The sequence below is a fragment of the uncultured Paracoccus sp. genome (assembly GCF_937873615.1).
GTDB lineage: Bacteria > Pseudomonadota > Alphaproteobacteria > Rhodobacterales > Rhodobacteraceae > Paracoccus.
The window spans coordinates 110,089-127,102 of sequence record NZ_CALMYP010000066.1 but is presented as its reverse complement, the minus strand read 5'-3'; the positions used below and the strand labels follow the sequence as shown (position 1 = coordinate 127,102).

Below are 17,014 nucleotides of genomic sequence, written 5' to 3'. Positions count from 1 at the left end.
GCAGAAGGACTCGCCATTCAGAAACCCGTCGCCATGCCGCCGCAGCCGTTTGAGCCGCGTGTCGTTCACCAGCCAGCCGGCATCTCGCAGCAGCACGGCGGTCCGGCGACCGCCCTAGCGACCGTATTGCCGCGTCAACTCGATCATGTCGGCCACCCGGCTTGACGTCTTGGCCTGTTCATCATGCGGTGAAACTGGCCCTGTGCAATCCCGCTTCGAGACGTTAGATTGCCCGGCGCAAGACCAATGAATGACAGGGTGAAGCGGGTATGACCGATCACAACCCCGCAGCCGACACGCCAACCGCAACTCCGCAGGAACGGTTCGATTCCGCACCGATCCTGATCGTCACGCGGTTTTCTTTCCTGGGCGATTCCGGCTGGAAAAGCGAAGCTTCGCGCGACGCCGAGCTTTTGTTCGAAGAAAGCCGGCTGAAACGCCGGCTGGAACTGTTCCGCGCGGTGACCTTGCCCTCGCTGAAGGCGCAGACCGATCAGGGCTTTCATCATTTCGTTCTGACCAGCGACCAGATGCCCGAATGGGCGCTTGAGGCGCTGCGCGATGTCTGCCGGGAAACTTATGGCGACGAAAGCCGCTTTTCGGTGGTTGCCGGCAAGCCCGGCCGCGCCCGTCGGGCGTTGCGCTTCTTCATGGAGCGGAAATTCGAGCAGCAGACCGTCATCCAGGTGGTTCTGGACGACGATGACGGATTGGCCGCGAACTTCATCGCCACCTTGCGGACCGAGTTGACCCTGCTGGACGAAGAACCGCCCGAGGACCTGCATCCGCTGCCCTATCTCATCTCCTTTGCGAACGGTTATGGCCTTTCGCTGCGCGACGATGCCGGGGGCGAGGTCGCGGTCTATGGCCATCGCTATCCTTTCATCAATCTCGGCCTGTCCATGGTCGGGACGCGCTCGGGCAAGAACATCCTTGCCATCGCGCACAAGAAATCGCATCAGCGCCTGGGCGGCAAGCTGATCGAGAGCGCCCCGATGTTCATCCGCTGCATCCACGATGTGAACGATTCCCGTGTGCAGCTTGGCCGGAACTGGGACGAGTTCGAGAACTGGCAGCAGGACGAGGCGCTGCGTCAGCAGTTCCCGGGCCTTTTCGCGGCGGATGCGCCTTGGGCAGCCGAGCTGCGATCCAAGATGGCTGAATCGTCCTGATGCCGCAATTCGCCGTTACCGCCTGTATGAAGAACGAGGGGGCCTTCCTCGTCGAATGGGTCGCGCATTATCTGGCGCTCGGCTTCGACCGGGCCATCGTGCTGACCAATGATTGCGACGATGGCACCGACCTGATTGCCGACCGGCTGGCCGCGCTCGCCCCGGTCACGCATCTGCGCAACGAGGTTCCCGAGGGGGGCTTCGCGCAGGAGCATGGCATGGCCATGCTGAAATCCTCGGGTGAGCTCGATGGGCTCGACTGGTTGTTGCATTGCGATGCGGACGAACTGCTTTACCTGCACATGCCCGACCCCGATATCGGTCGTTTCGTCGCCGGCTTGCCGGCCTGCGATGCGGTTGCCTTCGACTGGCGCTTCGCCGGCACCGGGCTTGATGCCTGGCCGGGCGGGCTGGTGGTGGAGCAATGTCCGCTCGGTTCGGCCACGATGTCGAAGCCGGAAACCTTTTCCAAGACCATGTTCCGCCCGGACCTGTTCGGCTTTTTCAGCGATCACATGCCGAAGATGCCGCAGCGCGAGGGGGTTGTCGTGCGCAACAGCCTGGGCGAGGAACTGCCCAATGCGGCCATGTTTCATCCCCGCAAGAGCCGTTATATCCGTGGCAGCACCGACCACCTCTCCTGGGAGGCGGCTGAGATGCGCCATTACGCGCTGCGCTCGCGTCAGGCCTTCGCCATCAAGGCGCTACGGGGCTTCGGCATCAATCCGAAGCCGGGGAAATACCAGATCGGCTCGCAGTTCTGGCGCCGCGCCAACCGGCAGGAGGTCGCGCTGGAGGTCGATCCGCTTTGGCATGCGCGCCTGCGGGCCAATGTCGACCGCTTCCTGGCCGACCCGGAGCTTGCGCGGTTGCAGGACGAGGCCGTGGCAATGATCGCCCGCAAGATGGAATTGCTGCCGAACGGGGCCTGATCCGGCCTGACCGGGATGGGACCCCGGGTGATCGCGCCCCGCCAAGGCCTATTGCTTCGGATTCGCCACCTTTTCGACCCAACTATCGTCGGTCTCGTAGCCATAGCGTTCGAGGAGCGGCTGATAGCGTTCGCGAAACGCCTCGGCAATGGTGGGCGTAAAGCTCGATACCCATTGCTGCGCAGTCCCGGAGCGGATGTGGTTCGTCCCTTCGTAACGGACCTTGCCCTGCGATTCCTTGGTCGCGAGCCCCCCGAACAGGCTGTTGTTCCACAGCGCCTGCAGGCAGGTTTCGACCTCGTCCGGCGTCAGGCCGGCACCGTCGAGAATGCCGCGGAAAATGGTCATCTCGGTATCGGCCATCAGGTCTTCATAGTGCAGTTCGTGATGGGCTTCGGCGTCGTAAGGCCACCGCATCATCTCGGAAAATACCTTTCCGGTATAGGCACCCATTTCGAACATCAGCTTTTCCTCGAAACTCGGCAGGCTGCTGATGTGATCCTTGTAGGTGGAGGTGCCGGTTTGATCGGCCCATGGCCTGAGAAGGAATTTCTCCGTGGCTTTCTGGTGGTAATGGGTGGCCGAGACCAGCATGTCGCGGGGATCGCGGACGACATGAACGACGGTTGCCTTGTCGAGGTCTTCCTGACGGATATACGAGTTTTCTTCGAAACGCAGCAGGACGCCCTTCCGCTCGGCCGCCAGTTGCGGAAGGCTGTCGTTCAGTTTCAGCGATCTTCTGTAGCGGAGATAGGCAACCCTCCCATCTTGGCCATTGCCCTCAGCGAGGCTTGCATCCACATCGTGCCTGACTTGTGATGCGTGCCGACGATCAGATTGGTTCGAAATGGGTTCGTGTCGTCAGCTTGAGGCATATCCGTAAGGTCTTTCGCGGTTAGGCATGCGGGCCACCCTTGGCATATCGCTTGCGGCTTTTCAATAAAACGCGGCGACGTGTGAACTGCGGACGAGCAACCCGGCGAGTTAGGTGTCGCCGCAAGCTCTCATAATGCGCATCGTCGAGGCGGCGGTCATGTTCGACCAGTCCGGAGACGCACGATCCGCCACCCGTGATAAGGATAATGTCGGCAAAATATCTTCGTCGACAGGTGTGGCCTGCGGTCAGGCGAGAGGCTATAGCTGCGTCATGACCGATACATTGCCCCCGTGCCCTGAATGCGCTTCAACCTATACCTATCAGGTAGATGCTCTGCTGACCTGTCCCGAGTGCGGGCACGAATGGACGCTGGCGGAGCCATTGGACGCAATGCCCGAGGTGCGCGACAGCGTCGGTAATGTGCTTCAAGACGGCGACACTGTTACAGTGATCAAGGATCTGAAGGTCAAAGGGTCTTCTTCCGTCGTCAAGGTGGGAACCAAGGTTCGCGGCATTCGACTTGTGGACGGCGATCACGATATCGACTGCAGGATTCCGGGGATCGGCCAGATGGGGCTGAAGTCCGAATTCGTCAAGAAGGTATCCGGGTAAGAGCGGCCTCCACGGCCGCGCGGATGGCTGACGGTGGCCATTTCTTCGCGAACCGGTCTGCCGCTACAGGGCGGTTTTTCTGGATCAGCAATGCGCGGCGGAACGGCAATTTCAGCCGGTTTTCGTTACCCCGTCAATCCACGCGCCGATAGCGGTCAAACTCTCCGCCTCGTCCAGCCATGGCACATGCGCCCGGTCGGGGACCTCGGTATAGATCCCGTCCGGGCGGCGGCGCTGCATCTCGGCATAGGCCTCGCGGCCCAGAAGATCGGAATTTGCCCCCCGGATCACCGCGACCGGCAGGCCGGCGGTGGCCTCCCAGAGCGGCCAGAGATCGGGTGCCTCGCCCTCGAAGGCGGCCAGAAACGCCTCGCGCAGGGCAAGGTCGTATTTGATGCGCAGCCCCTCGGGCGTCTCATCATAGAATTTCCGTGCATCCGACAGCCAGCGCCCCTCGGGAACATTGGCAAAGCCGGGGCTCAGTGCGGCCATGCGCTCGGCCACTGTCTCATGGGTTTTGGCGTTGGGATTGCGGCCGACATAATCCTTGATCCGTTCCAGCCCTTCGCGCTCGATATGCGGGCCGACATCGTTCAGGCAGAGGCCCAGTAAACGATCCTTGGCGACGGCGGCCAGAAACAGCCCGATCAGCCCGCCGCGCGAGGTGCCCAGCACGGCCGCCTTCTTCACCCCCAGGTGATCCAGAAGCGCCAGTGCGTCCTTGGCTTCCTGCGGGACGGTATAGGTGGCCGCCCCGGTGTAATCCGACTGGCCGCGGCCGCGATAATCCATGCGGATCATCCTGACGCCGGACAGATGCGGTGCGACATGGTCGAAATCGGCCATATTGCGGGTCAGTCCGGCCAGGCAAAGGACCGGCAGCCCCTCGCCCTCGTCCGAATAGGCCAGCTTGGCGCCATCATCGGCGGTGAAGAACTGCGTCATGTCCGGCCCTTTCGCGGGTTACAGGTTCTCGCTCTGCGGCATGCCCAGAACGTGATAGCCGCCGTCGACCATGATGATCTCGCCCGTGGTGGCATTGGCCCAGTCGCTGGTCAGCCAGACGGCGGTGCCGCCGATCGCCTCCAGCGTCGCATTGGCGCGCAGCGGCGAATTGGCGGCGGTGTGGCGGAAGGTCTTGCGCGCCCCGCCGATGGCCGCACCGGCCAGGGTCTTCATCGGGCCGGGGCTGATCGCATTGACGCGGATCCCGTCGGGGCCGAGGTCGTTGGCAAGGTAACGCACCGACGCCTCCAGCGCTGCCTTGGCCACGCCCATGACGTTGTAGAACGGCGTCACCCGGTTCGAGCCGCCATAGGTCAGCGTGATGATCGAACTGCCCGCCGACATCAGCGGATGGGCGCGGCGTGCAACCTCGATCAGCGAATAGCACGAGATTTCCAGCGAATGCTTGAAATTGGCGCGGCTGGTATCCATGAACCTGCCGGCCAACTCGTCCTTGTTGGAGAAGGCGATGGCATGGACGAGGAAGTCCAGCTTGCCCCAGCGATCAGCGATCTGGGCGAAGGCATGGTCCAGACTGGCATCGTCGGTCACGTCGACATCGATCAGCAGGTCCGAGCCGACCGACTCCGCCAGCGGTCGCACCCGTTCGGCGAACATGTCGCCCTGATAGGTAAAGGCCAGTTCCGCCCCTTCGCCCGCCAGCGCCCGGGCAATCCCCCAGGCGATGGATCGTTCATTGGCGACCCCCATGACCAGACCGCGTTTGCCCTTCAGAAGATCGCCCATTCTCAAATCACTCCTGGTATTTCGACATCACCAGCGTCGCATTGGTGCCGCCGAAGCCGAAGCTGTTCGACAGGACCGTGTCGAAATCGACATTATCCCTGCGGCTCGTGGCGATTTCCTCGGGTTTCAACTCGGGGTCAAGTTCTGCGACATTCGCCGATGCGGCGATAAATCCGTTCTGCATCATAAGCAGCGAATAGATCGCCTCATGCACGCCGGTCGCGCCAAGGCTGTGCCCGGTCAGCGACTTGGTCGAGGCGACCGGAGGCGTGTTGCCCTCGCCGAAGACGCGGCGGATCGCCTTGATCTCGCCGATATCGCCGACCGGGGTCGAGGTCCCGTGCGAGTTGATATAGCTGACCTTGCGCCCCTCGGGCAGGGTCGCCAGTGCCACGCGCATCGACCGCTCGCCGCCCTCGCCGGACGGTGCCACCATGTCGTAGCCGTCCGAGGTCGCGCCATAGCCGGTGACTTCGGCATAGATCTTCGCGCCGCGCGCCAGCGCATGACCCAGTTCCTCCAGCACGACCACACCACCGCCGCCGGCGATGACGAAGCCGTCCCGCGTTGCGTCATAGGGGCGCGAGGCGCTTTGCGGGGTGTCGTTATATTTCGACGACATCGCCCCCATGGCGTCGAACAGGCAGCTGAGCGTCCAATCGAGTTCCTCGCCGCCGCCGGCGAAGACGATATCCTGCTTGCCCATCTGGATCTGCTCGACGCCATTGCCGATGCAATGCGCCGAAGTCGAACAGGCCGAGGTGATCGAATAGTTCACGCCCTTGATCTTGAAGGGCGTCGCCAGACAGGCCGAATTGGTCGAGGACATGCAGCGGGTGACCATGAACGGCCCCATCCGCTTGGGCGCGCCTTTTTCGATCACGATCTGGTGGGCGTCGAAGAAGTTCGAGGTCGACGGCCCGCCCGAGCCCATGACCAGGCCGGTGCGCGGATTGGAGACATCGCCTTCTTCCAGCCCGGCATCTGCGATCGCCTGCTCCATGGCGATGAAGTTATAGGCCGCACCCGGACCCATGAAGCGCAGGTTGCGCTTGTCGATATGGTCTTCCAGCACGATCTGGGGCATGCCGTGGACCTGGCTGCGAAAGCCGTGCTCGGCATATTCCGGCGCGAAAACGATGCCGGATCGGCCCGCCTTCAGGCTTTCGGTGACTTCCTCGGCATTGTTGCCGATGGGCGAGACGATCCCCAGCCCGGTGATGACGACGCGGCGCATGCACGCTCCTCTTCCCGTTCGTTCAAGGGGGCTGCCCCCATGATAGGTTGAAACTAATCAGGCGATTGTTACCACACAACCCCGCAGAGTGTTGCCGCTCTCAGGTTCTTCGGTGGGCAGTTCCCATAGCGGCGATGACCGAAGGCGCTCAGCTTTCCGACAGCGCGACCTTCATGTCCTTGACCTGATAGATCACCTCGCCATCGGCCTCGACGATGCCATCGGCCACGCCCATGGTCAGCCGCCGGGTCTGCACGGCCTTGGTGAAATCGACCTTGTAGGTCAGCATCTTGCGGTCGGGGCGGACCATGCCGGTCAGCTTGACCTCGCCCACGCCAAGCGCATAGCCGCGCCCCTGCCAGCCGCGCCAGCCGAGGTTGAAGCCGGTAAGTTGCCACAGCCCGTCGAGGCCGAGGCAGCCCGGCATGATCGGGTTTCCGGGGAAATGGCAGGAAAAGAACCAAAGGTCCGGGTTGATATCGAATTCGGCGACGACATGGCCCTTGCCATGCAGCCCGCCATCTTCGGAAATCCCGGTGATGCGGTCCATCATCAGCATGGGCGGCTCGGGCAGTTGCGCATTGCCGGGGCCGAACAATTCGCCGCGCGCGCAGGCCAGCAGGTCGTTCTTGTCGAATTGGGTCTGTTGCATTGCCATGCCTGGTAAAACCTTCCTGTTCGTGGGCGATCATTCGCTCTTTGACGCGACGTCTACCATTGGCGCGGCTTGGCGCGCAAGCAATGCAGCAGACAGGCCGGTTCACTCGTCCCGGATCAGAACCATTGGCCCGGCTCCATCAGGCCCAGATCCATCAGCTGCTGCGCGCTCCAGTCGAAGCGGCGAGAGTTGCGCCAGCGGAAATCGGTGATCTCGTCGCGCGATCCGGGATTGCTGGCCAGGGCCTTGGCGACCCGGAACGAGGCCACGGCGCAGGTCAGGTTGTGATGCCAGGGGCAGGAATAGGTGTTGTATTCTTCGTCGCTGAAGCGGTGATCGGGCAGCAGGCGCAGGCCGGGGCGGCTGCGGAACAGCGCGATGCGGTCGATGCGGCGGCGATCCTCGGGGATATGTTCCTCGAAGCGCCAGCGCAGCCCGCCGTGGAAATCCAGCTGTCGCTCCGGATATTCGCCCTGCGCATTGCGGCGCCCGAGAGAGTAATAGCCCGAGGCGTCGAACATGGCGTCAGTCAGGCTGACCGCATTGGGGTTGCGCTGCAGATCGGGTGCATAAAGGTCGATGACATAGCTGAGCATCGAGGCGCGACGTTCCTCGGTATGGAAGGCCAGCATCTCGCCGACACGGCGCGTTTCCGAGAAGGGGAAGAACAGGTATTCGGCGTTATAACCGTAATAAAGCCAGGTCCCCGACATGGCGGCGTCATTGACCGCGTTTACCGCGCCGACATGGGCATCGGCGCGGCGCGTGTCGAAGATCAGGTTGCGCAAGCGGGGCCGGTCGGCAAGCGCCAGCGGCTCGGGCGAGAGCGCAAGGATCAGCTTGAACCCCACCCGCTCGGCATGTTCCAGCGTCGAGGCGATTTCGGTCTGGTCCTCGCACAGGATGACGGCGATCGGGCCTGCGGCGAGTTCGGAGCGATTGCCTTGCAGATATGTGGAAAGCGTCGGAACCATTACAGAAGTCGCTCTATCAGGTCGATATAAGGTTCAGGGTCGAAGGGCGGTAACGGGGAGTCAACTTCGGATCCGGCATCATCCGCAGCATCTTCGGCGGGATCGGCGGCAGGTCCGGGCAGGCTTGCCAATTCCGCCGTCTCAAGAATGGCCGAGATCTGACCTGTCAGCCGTCCGCGCATCTGCATGACCAAGGGGCCGTCCGATGCTGGCAGCGCTGCGATGGCGTCGCGGATCGCCGCCGCCGAAAAGCCGGCGGGGTTCAGGAAGGGCTGCAATGCCGCGCGCAATTCGGTCTGCGCCGCTTCCAGCGCCAGACGTTCGGCCCGCGCGGTCGCCTCGGCCCGGGCGCGGGCATCGGCGGCGGCAATTGCGGCTTCGGCCACGGCCTCGGTCTCTCGCGCCAATGCGCTGCCGGTCTCGGGCGGCAGTTCGGCGTCGCGCGGGGCGGGTGTTAGGGCAGGGGTGTCCGGGTTCGGGGCGGGGGCTTCCGGGGGTTCAGCGTTCTCGCCAGCGGGGGGCGTTTCGGGCTGGGGCGCTTCCGCTGTCGCCGGTGCGGTTGCAGCGGCTTCCTCCCCATCCACGCCAGCAGGCAGCAGGTCCGGCCGTGCCCAGCCCCACCAGCCCGCGCTGGCGAGCAGAAGCATGGCTGCGATGATGGCGACGGTCCTGTTCATCTTCGTCCCTGTCCTGACAATCCGCTTCTTGCCACAAGCCCAAGCCCGCCGAAACCCCGCGAAATCGCGGTCACGGGCAGCGAATCCGGTTGAACCGCCGGGCGCAACTGCCTATTTTGCCGGCCATTCGTACGAATCCATACAAGGAATCTGGCCATAGCCCGTCGTCCCCATAACGCGCCGCCCCCAAACCGCGACTCCGGTCCCCGAGTCAATGAACGAATTCGTGTCGCCGAGATTCGCCTGATCGGGGCGGATGGCGAGAATGTCGGTGTCGTCTCGCCCGCGCGTGGGCTTGAGATGGCGCAGGAGGCCGGTCTCGATCTGGTCGAGATCTCGCCCAACGCGACCCCGCCCGTCTGCAAGATCATGGATCTTGGCAAGTTCAAGTATGAACAGCAGAAGCGCGAGGCCGAGGCCCGCAAGAAGCAGAAGATCATCGACATCAAGGAAGTCAAATTCCGCCCCGGCACCGATACGCATGATTATGACGTGAAGATGCGTAACGTGATGAAGTTCCTCGAAGCCGGGGACAAGGTGAAGGTGACGCTGCGCTTCCGGGGCCGCGAGATGGCCCACCAGGACCTTGGGCTCGACCTTCTGAACCGGGTGCGCGACGATGTCGGCGAGGCCGGCAAGATCGAGAATATGCCGAAGCTGGAAGGCCGGCAGATGGTAATGATGATCGCGCCGAAATAAGGCCGGTCGGGTTAAAAAGGGGGCCGCCTTCGGGCGGCCTTTTCATGCTGATGATGCCAGAAATCCTGATCCAGAAGACCGATGACGCGGATCCCGCGCTGCCCCTGCCGGCTTACGAGACGGCGGGCGCGGCCGGTGCCGATCTGCGCGCCGACCTTGGCGGCGCCGAAATCGTGCTGGCCCCGCTGGAGCGTCGGCTGATCCCGACCGGGCTGAAGATGCAGATCCCTGCGGGTTTCGAGGTCCAGATCCGGGCCCGATCCGGTGCGGCGCTGCGCGACGGGCTGGCCATGGTCAATGGCGTCGGCACCATCGACAGCGATTATCGCGGCCCGGTCGGCGTGATCGCCATCAACCTGTCCGACAAGCTGCTGGTGATCCGCCATGGCGACCGGGTGGCGCAGATCGTCGTCGCCCCGGTGGTGCAGGCGCGCTTTGTGGCGGTTGGCAGCCTTGATGACACAACGCGGGGGGCGGGCGGCTTCGGCTCGACCGGGCGGGGCTAGGCGATGGCGCTGCTTCTGCCGCTTGGCCTTCTCAGCATCGTGGCGGCGGCATGGGTCATGGGCTGGGGCTTCCTGCGGGTTCTTGCCGTCCTGTTTCTGGTCTGGCTGATCGTGCTGGCGCTGATGCTGGCGGCACCGGCCTCGGAATTCACCGCTTTCGGGACCATGGATGTGCGCGCCTGGCTGGCCGGCGGGGTGATCCTGGCGCTGATCCTCGGCTATGCCGGCATCGTGCGCAATATGCGGTCCAAGGCTGTGGCGCTCTGGGGCGATCCGCAGGAACAGGGCCGTTTGCCCGTGCCGGTCAGGCCCGGAACCCTCGCCACCGATCCCGAGGCGCTGGAGCGTTATGGCCGCCATATCGTGCTGCGCGAGATCGGCGGGCCGGGGCAGGCGAAGCTGCGCCACGCCTCGGTGCTGATCATCGGCGCGGGCGGGCTGGGCGCGCCGGCGGCGCTTTATCTGGCGGCGGCGGGTGTCGGGCGGATCGGGATCGCCGATCCCGACACGGTCAGCCTGTCGAACCTGCAACGCCAGATCATCTATCGCAGCAGCGATGCCGGCCGCCCCAAGGCCCAGGCCGCCGGCGAGGCCATGCGCGCGCTCAATCCTCTGATCGAGGTTCAGGCCATGCGCCGCGGAATCGGTGCCGGGGACGAGGGCCTGTTGGCCTCTTTCGATCTGGTTCTGGATGGCACCGACAGCTTTGCGGGTCGCCGCGACATCAATGCCGCCTGCGTCGCCGCCGGGGTGCCGCTGATCGCCGGCTCGATCTCGCAATGGGAGGGGCAGTTGACCACCTATGACCCGGCATCCGGCGGGCCGTGCTTTGCCTGCATCTTCCCGCAGGCCCCGGCGCCGGGCCTTGCGCTGTCCTGCGCGGAAGCCGGTGTCGCCGGTCCCCTGCCGGGGGTCATCGGCTCGATGATGGCGCTGGAGGCGATCCGGCAGATCACCGGTGCGGGACAGAATATGGTCGGGCAGATGCTGGTCTATGACGGGCTCTACGGAGAGACGCGCCGCATCGCGGTCACGCGCCGGCCCGATTGCCCGGTCTGTTCCGGGCTTGGAAGCGGGGCGGCGCAGGCTTAGCTTCCCCATCAAAGGAGACCGCCATGAACCGCGAACTGACCGACTGGACCGGCAAATTCGGATTGCCGCGCTTCGATTTGATCCATGACGAGGATTTCGCCCCGGCCATGGAGGCGACCCTGGCCGAGGCCGAGGCCAGGATCGAGGCCATTGCCGCCAATCCCGAAGCCCCCAGCTTCGCCAATACCGTGGCCGCGCTGGAAACCGCCGAACAGGCTTTGAACAATGTCTGCGCGGTCTTCTATACGCTGACCGGCGTGGCCTCGAACCCGGAGCGAGAGGCGCTCAGCCGCGATTTCGCCCCGCTTCTGGCCGCGCATGGCAGCAAGGTCGGGATGGACAAGCGGCTCTACGACCGGGTGGCGAAGGTCTGGGAAGGCGCAGATGCGCTGCCGCCCGAGGATCGCCGCATCACCGAACTGGCGCTGCGCGATTTCCGCCGTGCCGGTGCAGGGCTGACCGGGGCAGAGCGTGAACGCATGGCCGAAATCCGGCAGCGGCTGGCGGTGCTCTACACGCGGTTCGGCCAGAACGTGCTGGCGGATGAACGCGATTTCGTCATGACGGTGGGCGATGATCGGCTTGCCGGCCTGCCGGACTGGCTGATCGCGGCAATGCGGGCGGCGGCGAAGGAACGCGGGCAGGCCGGGCAGGTGGTGACGCTGAACCGCTCTCTGATCGTGCCTTTCCTTGAATATTCCGACGACCGGGAACTGCGCGAGATTGCCTGGCGGGCCTGGGTCGCGCGCGGATCGGGCGCGGGGGCCGGCGGGGCCGAGACCGACAATATTGCCCTCGTGGCCGAGATTCTGGCGCTGCGGCACGAATGCGCGCAATTGCTGGGCTATGCCGATTTCGCCGCCTACAAGCTGGAACCCGAGATGGCCGGCACCGCCGAGCGCGTCGAGGAATTGCTGACAGCGGTCTGGACTGCCGCGAAAAAGCGTGCCGATACCGATGGCGCGGCACTGTCCGACATGATGCAGCAGGACGGCGTCAATGCCACCCTCGCGCCCTGGGACTGGCGTTATTATGCCGGTCGCAAGCGGCGGGCGGAACACGATCTGGATGAGGGCGAGGTGAAGCCCTACCTGACGCTCGACGCCATGCTGGGCGCGGTCTTCGATGTCGCGGGCCGGTTGTTCGGGCTGACATTCGAGCCTTTCGAGGCCCGGCTCTGGTCGCCCGATACCCGCGCCTGGCGGATCATGCGCGACGGGCGCGAAATGGCGATCTTCCTTGGCGATTATTTCGCCCGGCCCTCGAAACGCTCGGGCGCGTGGTGCGGCGCGCTGCGCCATCAGCACAAGATCGGCGCCGGGCAGCGCGCCATCGTGACCAATGTGTGCAATTTCACCCCGCCGGCCACACCCGGAGGGCAGGCTTACCTGTCATGGGACGATGCGCATACGCTGTTCCATGAATTCGGCCATGCGCTGCATCATATCCTGTCGGATGTGCATTGGCCCTCGATCTCGGGCACGTCCGTGGCGCGCGATTTCGTCGAATTGCCCAGCCAGCTTTACGAACACTGGCTGGAGCTGCCCGAAGTGCTGGACCGCCACGCCCGCCATGCCGAGACCGGCGCAGCCCTGCCAGCCGATCTGCGCGACCGCATCATCGCCGCCGGCAATGCCGATCAGGGCTTCTCGACGCTGGAATATCTGGAAAGCGCGCTTGTCGATCTGGAATTTCATCGCGGCGCGCCGCCCTCCGATCCGATGGCGCGGCAGGCCGAGATTCTGGCCGGGCTGGATGCGCCGGCCGCGATCCCGATGCGCCATGCCACGCCGCATTTCGCCCATGCATTCTCGGGCGACGGCTATTCCTCGGGCTATTATTCCTATCTCTGGTCCGAGGTCATGGATGCCGATGCCTTCGAGGCCTTCCGCGAGGCCGGCGATATCTTCGATGCCGAAACCGCGCGGCGGCTGGAAGCGGCGATCCTGTCGCGGGGCGGATCGGCACCGGCGGATGCGCTCTGGACCGAATTCCGGGGTCGGATGCCGGGGGTCGAGCCGTTGCTGAAAGGGCGCGGGTTGAACTGACTGCGACCCCGGGTGCAGCAGTTGGAAGGGGCGGCGGGGCCGCCCCTTGTCGTTCAGATCACCTCGATCCCGGCGCCGGGCACCGCCTCGCCGATGACTGCGGCTTTCGGGTGGCGCTTGCGGATGTCTGCCAGCACCCCTTCGGCCTTCTCGGGCGCAACCGCGACCAGCAGCCCGCCCGAGGTCTGCGGATCGGTCAGAAGGTCAAGCTCCGCGCCCGCGATATCGGCGGGCAGCCGGGTCTCGGCCTCGACCGCCGTCCAGTTGCGGTCGCTGGCACCGGTGCGATGCCCCGAGGCGGCAAGGGCCGCCGCCCGGTCGAGAAGCGGGATCGCCGCGCGGTTTATCCGCAGGCCAAGCCCCGCACCGCGCGCCATTTCCAGCCCGTGACCGAGGATGCCGAAGCCGGTCACATCGGTGATCGCATGAACCTCGGCCCGGCCCGAGAGGTCCTGCCCGATGCGGTTCAGCGTGGCGCAGCTTGCCACCATCTCGGCGATGTCATCCGGCGTCGCGCTGTTCTTCTTGATGGCGTTGGAATAGATGCCGACGCCCACCGGCTTGGTCAGGATCAGCTTGTCGCCGGCCCGCGCGCCACCGTTCCGGCGCAGGTCTTCGGGCGCACAAAGGCCGATCACGGCGAGGCCATAGATCGGCTCCGGCGCGTCGATGGAATGGCCGCCGGCAATCGGGATGCCGGCCTCGGCGCAGGTCTCGGCCCCGCCGGCCAGGATGGCGCGGATGGTCGCCGGCTCCATCGCGTTGATCGGCATCCCGAGAATCGCCAGCGCCATGATCGGTCGGCCACCCATGGCATAGATGTCGGAAATCGCGTTGGTGGCGGCGATGCGGCCGAAATCGCGGGCATCGTCGACCATCGGCATGAAGAAATCCGTGGTCGCAATGACACAGGTCCGGTCGTCGATCTGCCAGACGGCGGCATCGTCGGATTCGGCATTGCCGACCAGAAGCTGCGGAAAAACCTGTGCAATCGGCTGATCCGCCAGCAAATCGCGCAGCACCGCCGGGCCAAGCTTGCAGCCGCAGCCGCCGCCATGGGCCAGTTCAGTCAGTTTCATGGCCATGTCCTTTCGATTCTTCTTCTGCAACGCCAATCGCATAACTGTAGCGGATTGGGTATCTCGCGCTTGCAGCATTTGCAGCGCCGTGCGTAATGTGCAGCTGTCATGACTCGTACACTCGATCCCTCGGAACTGATTGAAATCACCCCGTCCTCCGGGGTCAAGACGACAGCCCATGGCTGGCGGGCAAAATGCCTGCAACGTCTGGTGCGGATGGAGCTGCCGGTGCCACGCTCATTCGCGATTTCGGCCAATGCGGTCCGCTCGATGGCGCAGGGCGCGACGCCGGATGCCCGGCTTCTGGGCGATCTCTTTGCCGATGCCGACGGGCTGGTCAGCGTTCGCCCCTCGGCGGTGATGCCGGAATGGGGCGGGCCGACGACGGTTCTGAATGTCGGCATCAACGACGATTGCCACAAGCGCCTGACCGGGACGCGGGGCAAGGACGCCGCCGATGCGATCTATCTGAGCTTCGTGCAATCCTATGCCATCCATGTCGCCCGGCTGGACCCCGACATGTTCGCCGAAAGCGGCGAGGGGGCGCTGACGCGCGCGCTCGGCAATTTCCGCGCCGAGATGGAGGAGGATTTTCCCCAGGACCCGGCGCGGCAGTTGACCGAGGTGCTGCGCTCCATGGCGCGGGCCTGGGATGCGCCGACGGCGCGGCTGTTGCGTCAGGCCAAGGGCGCGCCCGAGGATGCGCCGCTGGGGCTGATCGTGCAGCAGATGGCGTTGGCGGTGGGGCCGGGCGTCAGCGGATCGGGCACGATCCAGTTGGTCGACAATGTGACCGGCATGTCAGGCATCAACGGTCGTTTCCGGGGCCAGACGCTGGGGCCAATGCGCACCGTCGGGGCCGAGACGATGTATCTGACCCGCGATCCGCGCGGCCCCTCGCTGGAGGAGGCGGCACCCGCCGCCTTTGCCGAGTTGGAGGAATATTGCCGCGCCGCCCGCGTCAAGCTGCGTGACGAGATGCAGATCGAATTCGTGATTTCGGACGGGCAGCTGTCGATCATCGACGCGACACGGGTGCAGCGATCCTCGCGCGCGGCGGTGCGCATCGCCGTGTCGCTGGCCGAGGACGAGGTCATCCCGCAGGCCGAAGCCGTGCTGCGCGTCGAGCCGCGCGCGCTGTCCGAGCTGATGCATTACCAGATCGACCCGCGCGCGCCGCGCGACATCATCGCGCGCGGCATCGACGCCAGCCCCGGTGCCGCCGCCGGCAGGATCGTCTTCTCTGCCCCCGCCGCCCAGGCCGCCGCCGCGCGCGGCGAGGCCTGTATCCTGGTGCGCCGCGAGACCTCTCCCGAGGATATCCGGGGCATGCACGCCTCGGTCGCGGTGCTGACCGAACGCGGCGGCACCACCAGCCATGCCGCCGTGATCGCGCGCGGCCTTGGCCTGCCCTGCATCGTCGGCGCCCATGGGATCAGCATCGACGTGCGCGCCCGCGAGTTGCGCGCCGGTGGCCGCAGCTTCCGCGAAGGCGAGGAGATCACCATCGACGGCACCTCGGGCGAGGTGCTGGCCGGCGCGGCCGAGATGCTGGAGCCGGCGCTGGATGACAGTTTCAACCAGCTTCTCGACTGGGCCGACCGCTTCCGCGATCTGGGCGTGCGCGCCAATGCCGACACGCCGGAAGACGCCCGCACCGCCCGCATGTTCCGGGCCGAGGGGATCGGTCTGTGCCGGACCGAGCACATGTTCTTCGACGAGATGCGCCTGCCGATCATGCGCGAGATGATCTTCGCCGACCGGCCCGAGGATCGGCGCGTGGCGCTGGAACGCCTGCTGCCGATCCAGCGCAAGGATTTCTCGGAACTGTTCCGGATCATGGTCGGGCTGCCGGTGACCATCCGCCTGTTCGACCCGCCCCTGCACGAATTCCTGCCCCAGGACCGCGAGGGCATCCGCGAGCTGGCCGAATCGCTCGATCTGCCGATCTCGGACGTGTCGCGCCGGATCGAGGCATTGTCGGAATTCAACCCGATGCTGGGGATGCGCGGCGTTCGGCTGGGCATCACCGTGCCCGAGATCTACGACATGCAGGCCCGCGCCATTTTCGAGGCGGCGATCGCCACGGCCTCGGCCGGTGCGGCGGTGGTGCCCGAGATCATGATCCCGCTGGTCAGCGCCCGCCGCGAGGTCGAGATCGTCAAGACCCGTGTCGACGCGGTCGCCGCCGCCGTGCGCAACGAGACCGGTCGCGATTTCACCTATCGCCTGGGGGTCATGGTCGAAACCCCGCGCGCCGCCCTGCGCGCCGGCGATATCGCGCGCCATGCCGCTTTCCTGTCCTTCGGCACCAATGACCTGACCCAGATGACCTATGGCCTGTCGCGCGACGATGCTGGTCGCTTCATGGGCACCTATGTCCAGCAGGGGGTCTATGACGAGGACCCGTTCCATATCCTCGATGTCGACGGGGTCGGGGAATTGCTGCTGACCGGCACCGGTCGCGCCCGCGAGGCCCAGCCCGATATCACCATCGCCGTCTGTGGCGAACATGGCGGCAACCCGCAATCCATCGCCTTCTGCCACCGTGCCGGGCTGGATTACGTCTCCTGCTCGCCCTTCCGGGTGCCGGTTGCCCGTCTTGCTGCAGCGCAGGAATCGATTCGGGGCAAGATCGAGAAAACGGCCTGATTCGGGGCGGTTGCTGCGTCGGTTCCAGGAATGCTGCAAGCGCGAAT

General features: G+C 65.1%; 16 protein-coding genes and 1 pseudogene. 8 read left to right on the top strand and 9 right to left on the bottom strand.

The annotated features are described in order from the left end of the window. Positions 1-30 precede the first annotated feature (30 nt). Positions 31-156 (bottom strand): annotated as a pseudogene (locus Q0330_RS16545) (IS3 family transposase); the annotation flags it as partial. 113 nt (positions 157-269) lie between these two features. Here Q0330_RS16545 and Q0330_RS16540 point away from each other — a divergent pair. Both Q0330_RS16540 and Q0330_RS16535 read left to right on the top strand, forming a co-directional pair. Beyond that, positions 270-1,172, top strand: coding sequence for a glycosyltransferase (locus Q0330_RS16540; protein ID WP_299482009.1), 903 nt, complete (start codon positions 270-272; stop codon positions 1,170-1,172). Then, positions 1,172-2,104 carry a glycosyltransferase family 2 protein gene (locus Q0330_RS16535; RefSeq protein ID WP_299482006.1) on the top strand — a complete coding sequence of 311 codons (933 nt, stop codon included), beginning with the start codon at positions 1,172-1,174 and terminating at the stop codon, positions 2,102-2,104. The genes Q0330_RS16540 and Q0330_RS16535 overlap by 1 nt, the downstream gene beginning before the upstream one ends. A 48-nt stretch (positions 2,105-2,152) precedes the next feature. Here Q0330_RS16535 and Q0330_RS16530 read toward each other — a convergent pair whose 3' ends face one another. After that, complete coding sequence (locus tag Q0330_RS16530) at positions 2,153-2,905, bottom strand: sulfotransferase domain-containing protein (RefSeq protein WP_299482002.1); 753 nt, start codon at positions 2,903-2,905, stop codon at positions 2,153-2,155. Between the two features lie 346 nt (positions 2,906-3,251). Between Q0330_RS16530 and Q0330_RS16525 the strand changes: the two genes are divergently transcribed. Further along, positions 3,252-3,593 carry a zinc ribbon domain-containing protein YjdM gene (locus Q0330_RS16525; protein ID WP_299482191.1) on the top strand — a complete coding sequence of 114 codons (342 nt, stop codon included), beginning with the start codon at positions 3,252-3,254 and terminating at the stop codon, positions 3,591-3,593. Between the two features lie 111 nt (positions 3,594-3,704). Here Q0330_RS16525 and Q0330_RS16520 read toward each other — a convergent pair whose 3' ends face one another. From Q0330_RS16520 to Q0330_RS16495, 6 genes are all read right to left on the bottom strand, one after another. Next, positions 3,705-4,538 (bottom strand): alpha/beta hydrolase, encoded by an 834-nt coding sequence (locus Q0330_RS16520; RefSeq protein WP_299481999.1) that lies wholly within the window; start codon positions 4,536-4,538, stop codon positions 3,705-3,707. Positions 4,539-4,556: 18 nt separating this feature from the next. Continuing rightward, complete coding sequence (locus tag Q0330_RS16515; protein ID WP_299481996.1) at positions 4,557-5,345, bottom strand: enoyl-ACP reductase; 789 nt, start codon at positions 5,343-5,345, stop codon at positions 4,557-4,559. Positions 5,346-5,352: 7 nt separating this feature from the next. Then, positions 5,353-6,582, bottom strand: coding sequence for a beta-ketoacyl-ACP synthase I (fabB, locus tag Q0330_RS16510; RefSeq protein WP_299481993.1), 1,230 nt, complete (start codon positions 6,580-6,582; stop codon positions 5,353-5,355). A gap of 148 nt (positions 6,583-6,730) precedes the next feature. Further along, positions 6,731-7,240 carry a bifunctional 3-hydroxydecanoyl-ACP dehydratase/trans-2-decenoyl-ACP isomerase gene (gene fabA, locus Q0330_RS16505; protein WP_299481990.1) on the bottom strand — a complete coding sequence of 170 codons (510 nt, stop codon included), beginning with the start codon at positions 7,238-7,240 and terminating at the stop codon, positions 6,731-6,733. Positions 7,241-7,356: 116 nt separating this feature from the next. After that, positions 7,357-8,214 (bottom strand): hypothetical protein, encoded by an 858-nt coding sequence (locus Q0330_RS16500; RefSeq protein ID WP_299481987.1) that lies wholly within the window; start codon positions 8,212-8,214, stop codon positions 7,357-7,359. Next, positions 8,214-8,891 (bottom strand): hypothetical protein, encoded by a 678-nt coding sequence (locus Q0330_RS16495; protein ID WP_299481984.1) that lies wholly within the window; start codon positions 8,889-8,891, stop codon positions 8,214-8,216. Before Q0330_RS16495 ends, Q0330_RS16500 begins: the two co-directional genes overlap by 1 nt. A gap of 156 nt (positions 8,892-9,047) precedes the next feature. Here Q0330_RS16495 and infC point away from each other — a divergent pair, with 156 nt between their 5' ends. Genes infC through Q0330_RS16475 form a run of 4 tightly spaced genes read left to right on the top strand, consistent with a single transcriptional unit; the run spans position 9,048 to position 13,236 of the window. Continuing rightward, entirely contained in the window at positions 9,048-9,590 is a 543-nt protein-coding gene (gene infC / locus Q0330_RS16490; protein ID WP_299482188.1) for a translation initiation factor IF-3, read from the top strand. Positions 9,591-9,640: 50 nt separating this feature from the next. Next, positions 9,641-10,096 carry a dUTP diphosphatase gene (gene dut, locus Q0330_RS16485; protein WP_299482185.1) on the top strand — a complete coding sequence of 152 codons (456 nt, stop codon included), beginning with the start codon at positions 9,641-9,643 and terminating at the stop codon, positions 10,094-10,096. A 3-nt stretch (positions 10,097-10,099) separates the two neighbouring features. Further along, a complete protein-coding gene (locus Q0330_RS16480) occupies positions 10,100-11,188 on the top strand; it encodes a HesA/MoeB/ThiF family protein (protein WP_299481981.1) in 1,089 nt (362 codons plus the stop codon). A 23-nt stretch (positions 11,189-11,211) separates the two neighbouring features. Continuing rightward, positions 11,212-13,236 (top strand): M3 family metallopeptidase, encoded by a 2,025-nt coding sequence (locus Q0330_RS16475; RefSeq protein ID WP_299481978.1) that lies wholly within the window; start codon positions 11,212-11,214, stop codon positions 13,234-13,236. 53 nt (positions 13,237-13,289) lie between these two features. Here the strand turns inward: Q0330_RS16475 and selD are convergent, their stop codons facing one another. Further along, the gene (selD, locus tag Q0330_RS16470) at positions 13,290-14,315 is read right to left on the bottom strand and encodes a selenide, water dikinase SelD (protein ID WP_299481975.1); all 1,026 of its coding nucleotides are present in this window, start codon (positions 14,313-14,315) and stop codon (positions 13,290-13,292) included. A 108-nt stretch (positions 14,316-14,423) separates the two neighbouring features. Here selD and Q0330_RS16465 point away from each other — a divergent pair, with 108 nt between their 5' ends. Beyond that, positions 14,424-16,967, top strand: coding sequence for a putative PEP-binding protein (locus tag Q0330_RS16465; RefSeq protein WP_299481972.1), 2,544 nt, complete (start codon positions 14,424-14,426; stop codon positions 16,965-16,967). Positions 16,968-17,014: the final 47 nt, after the last annotated feature.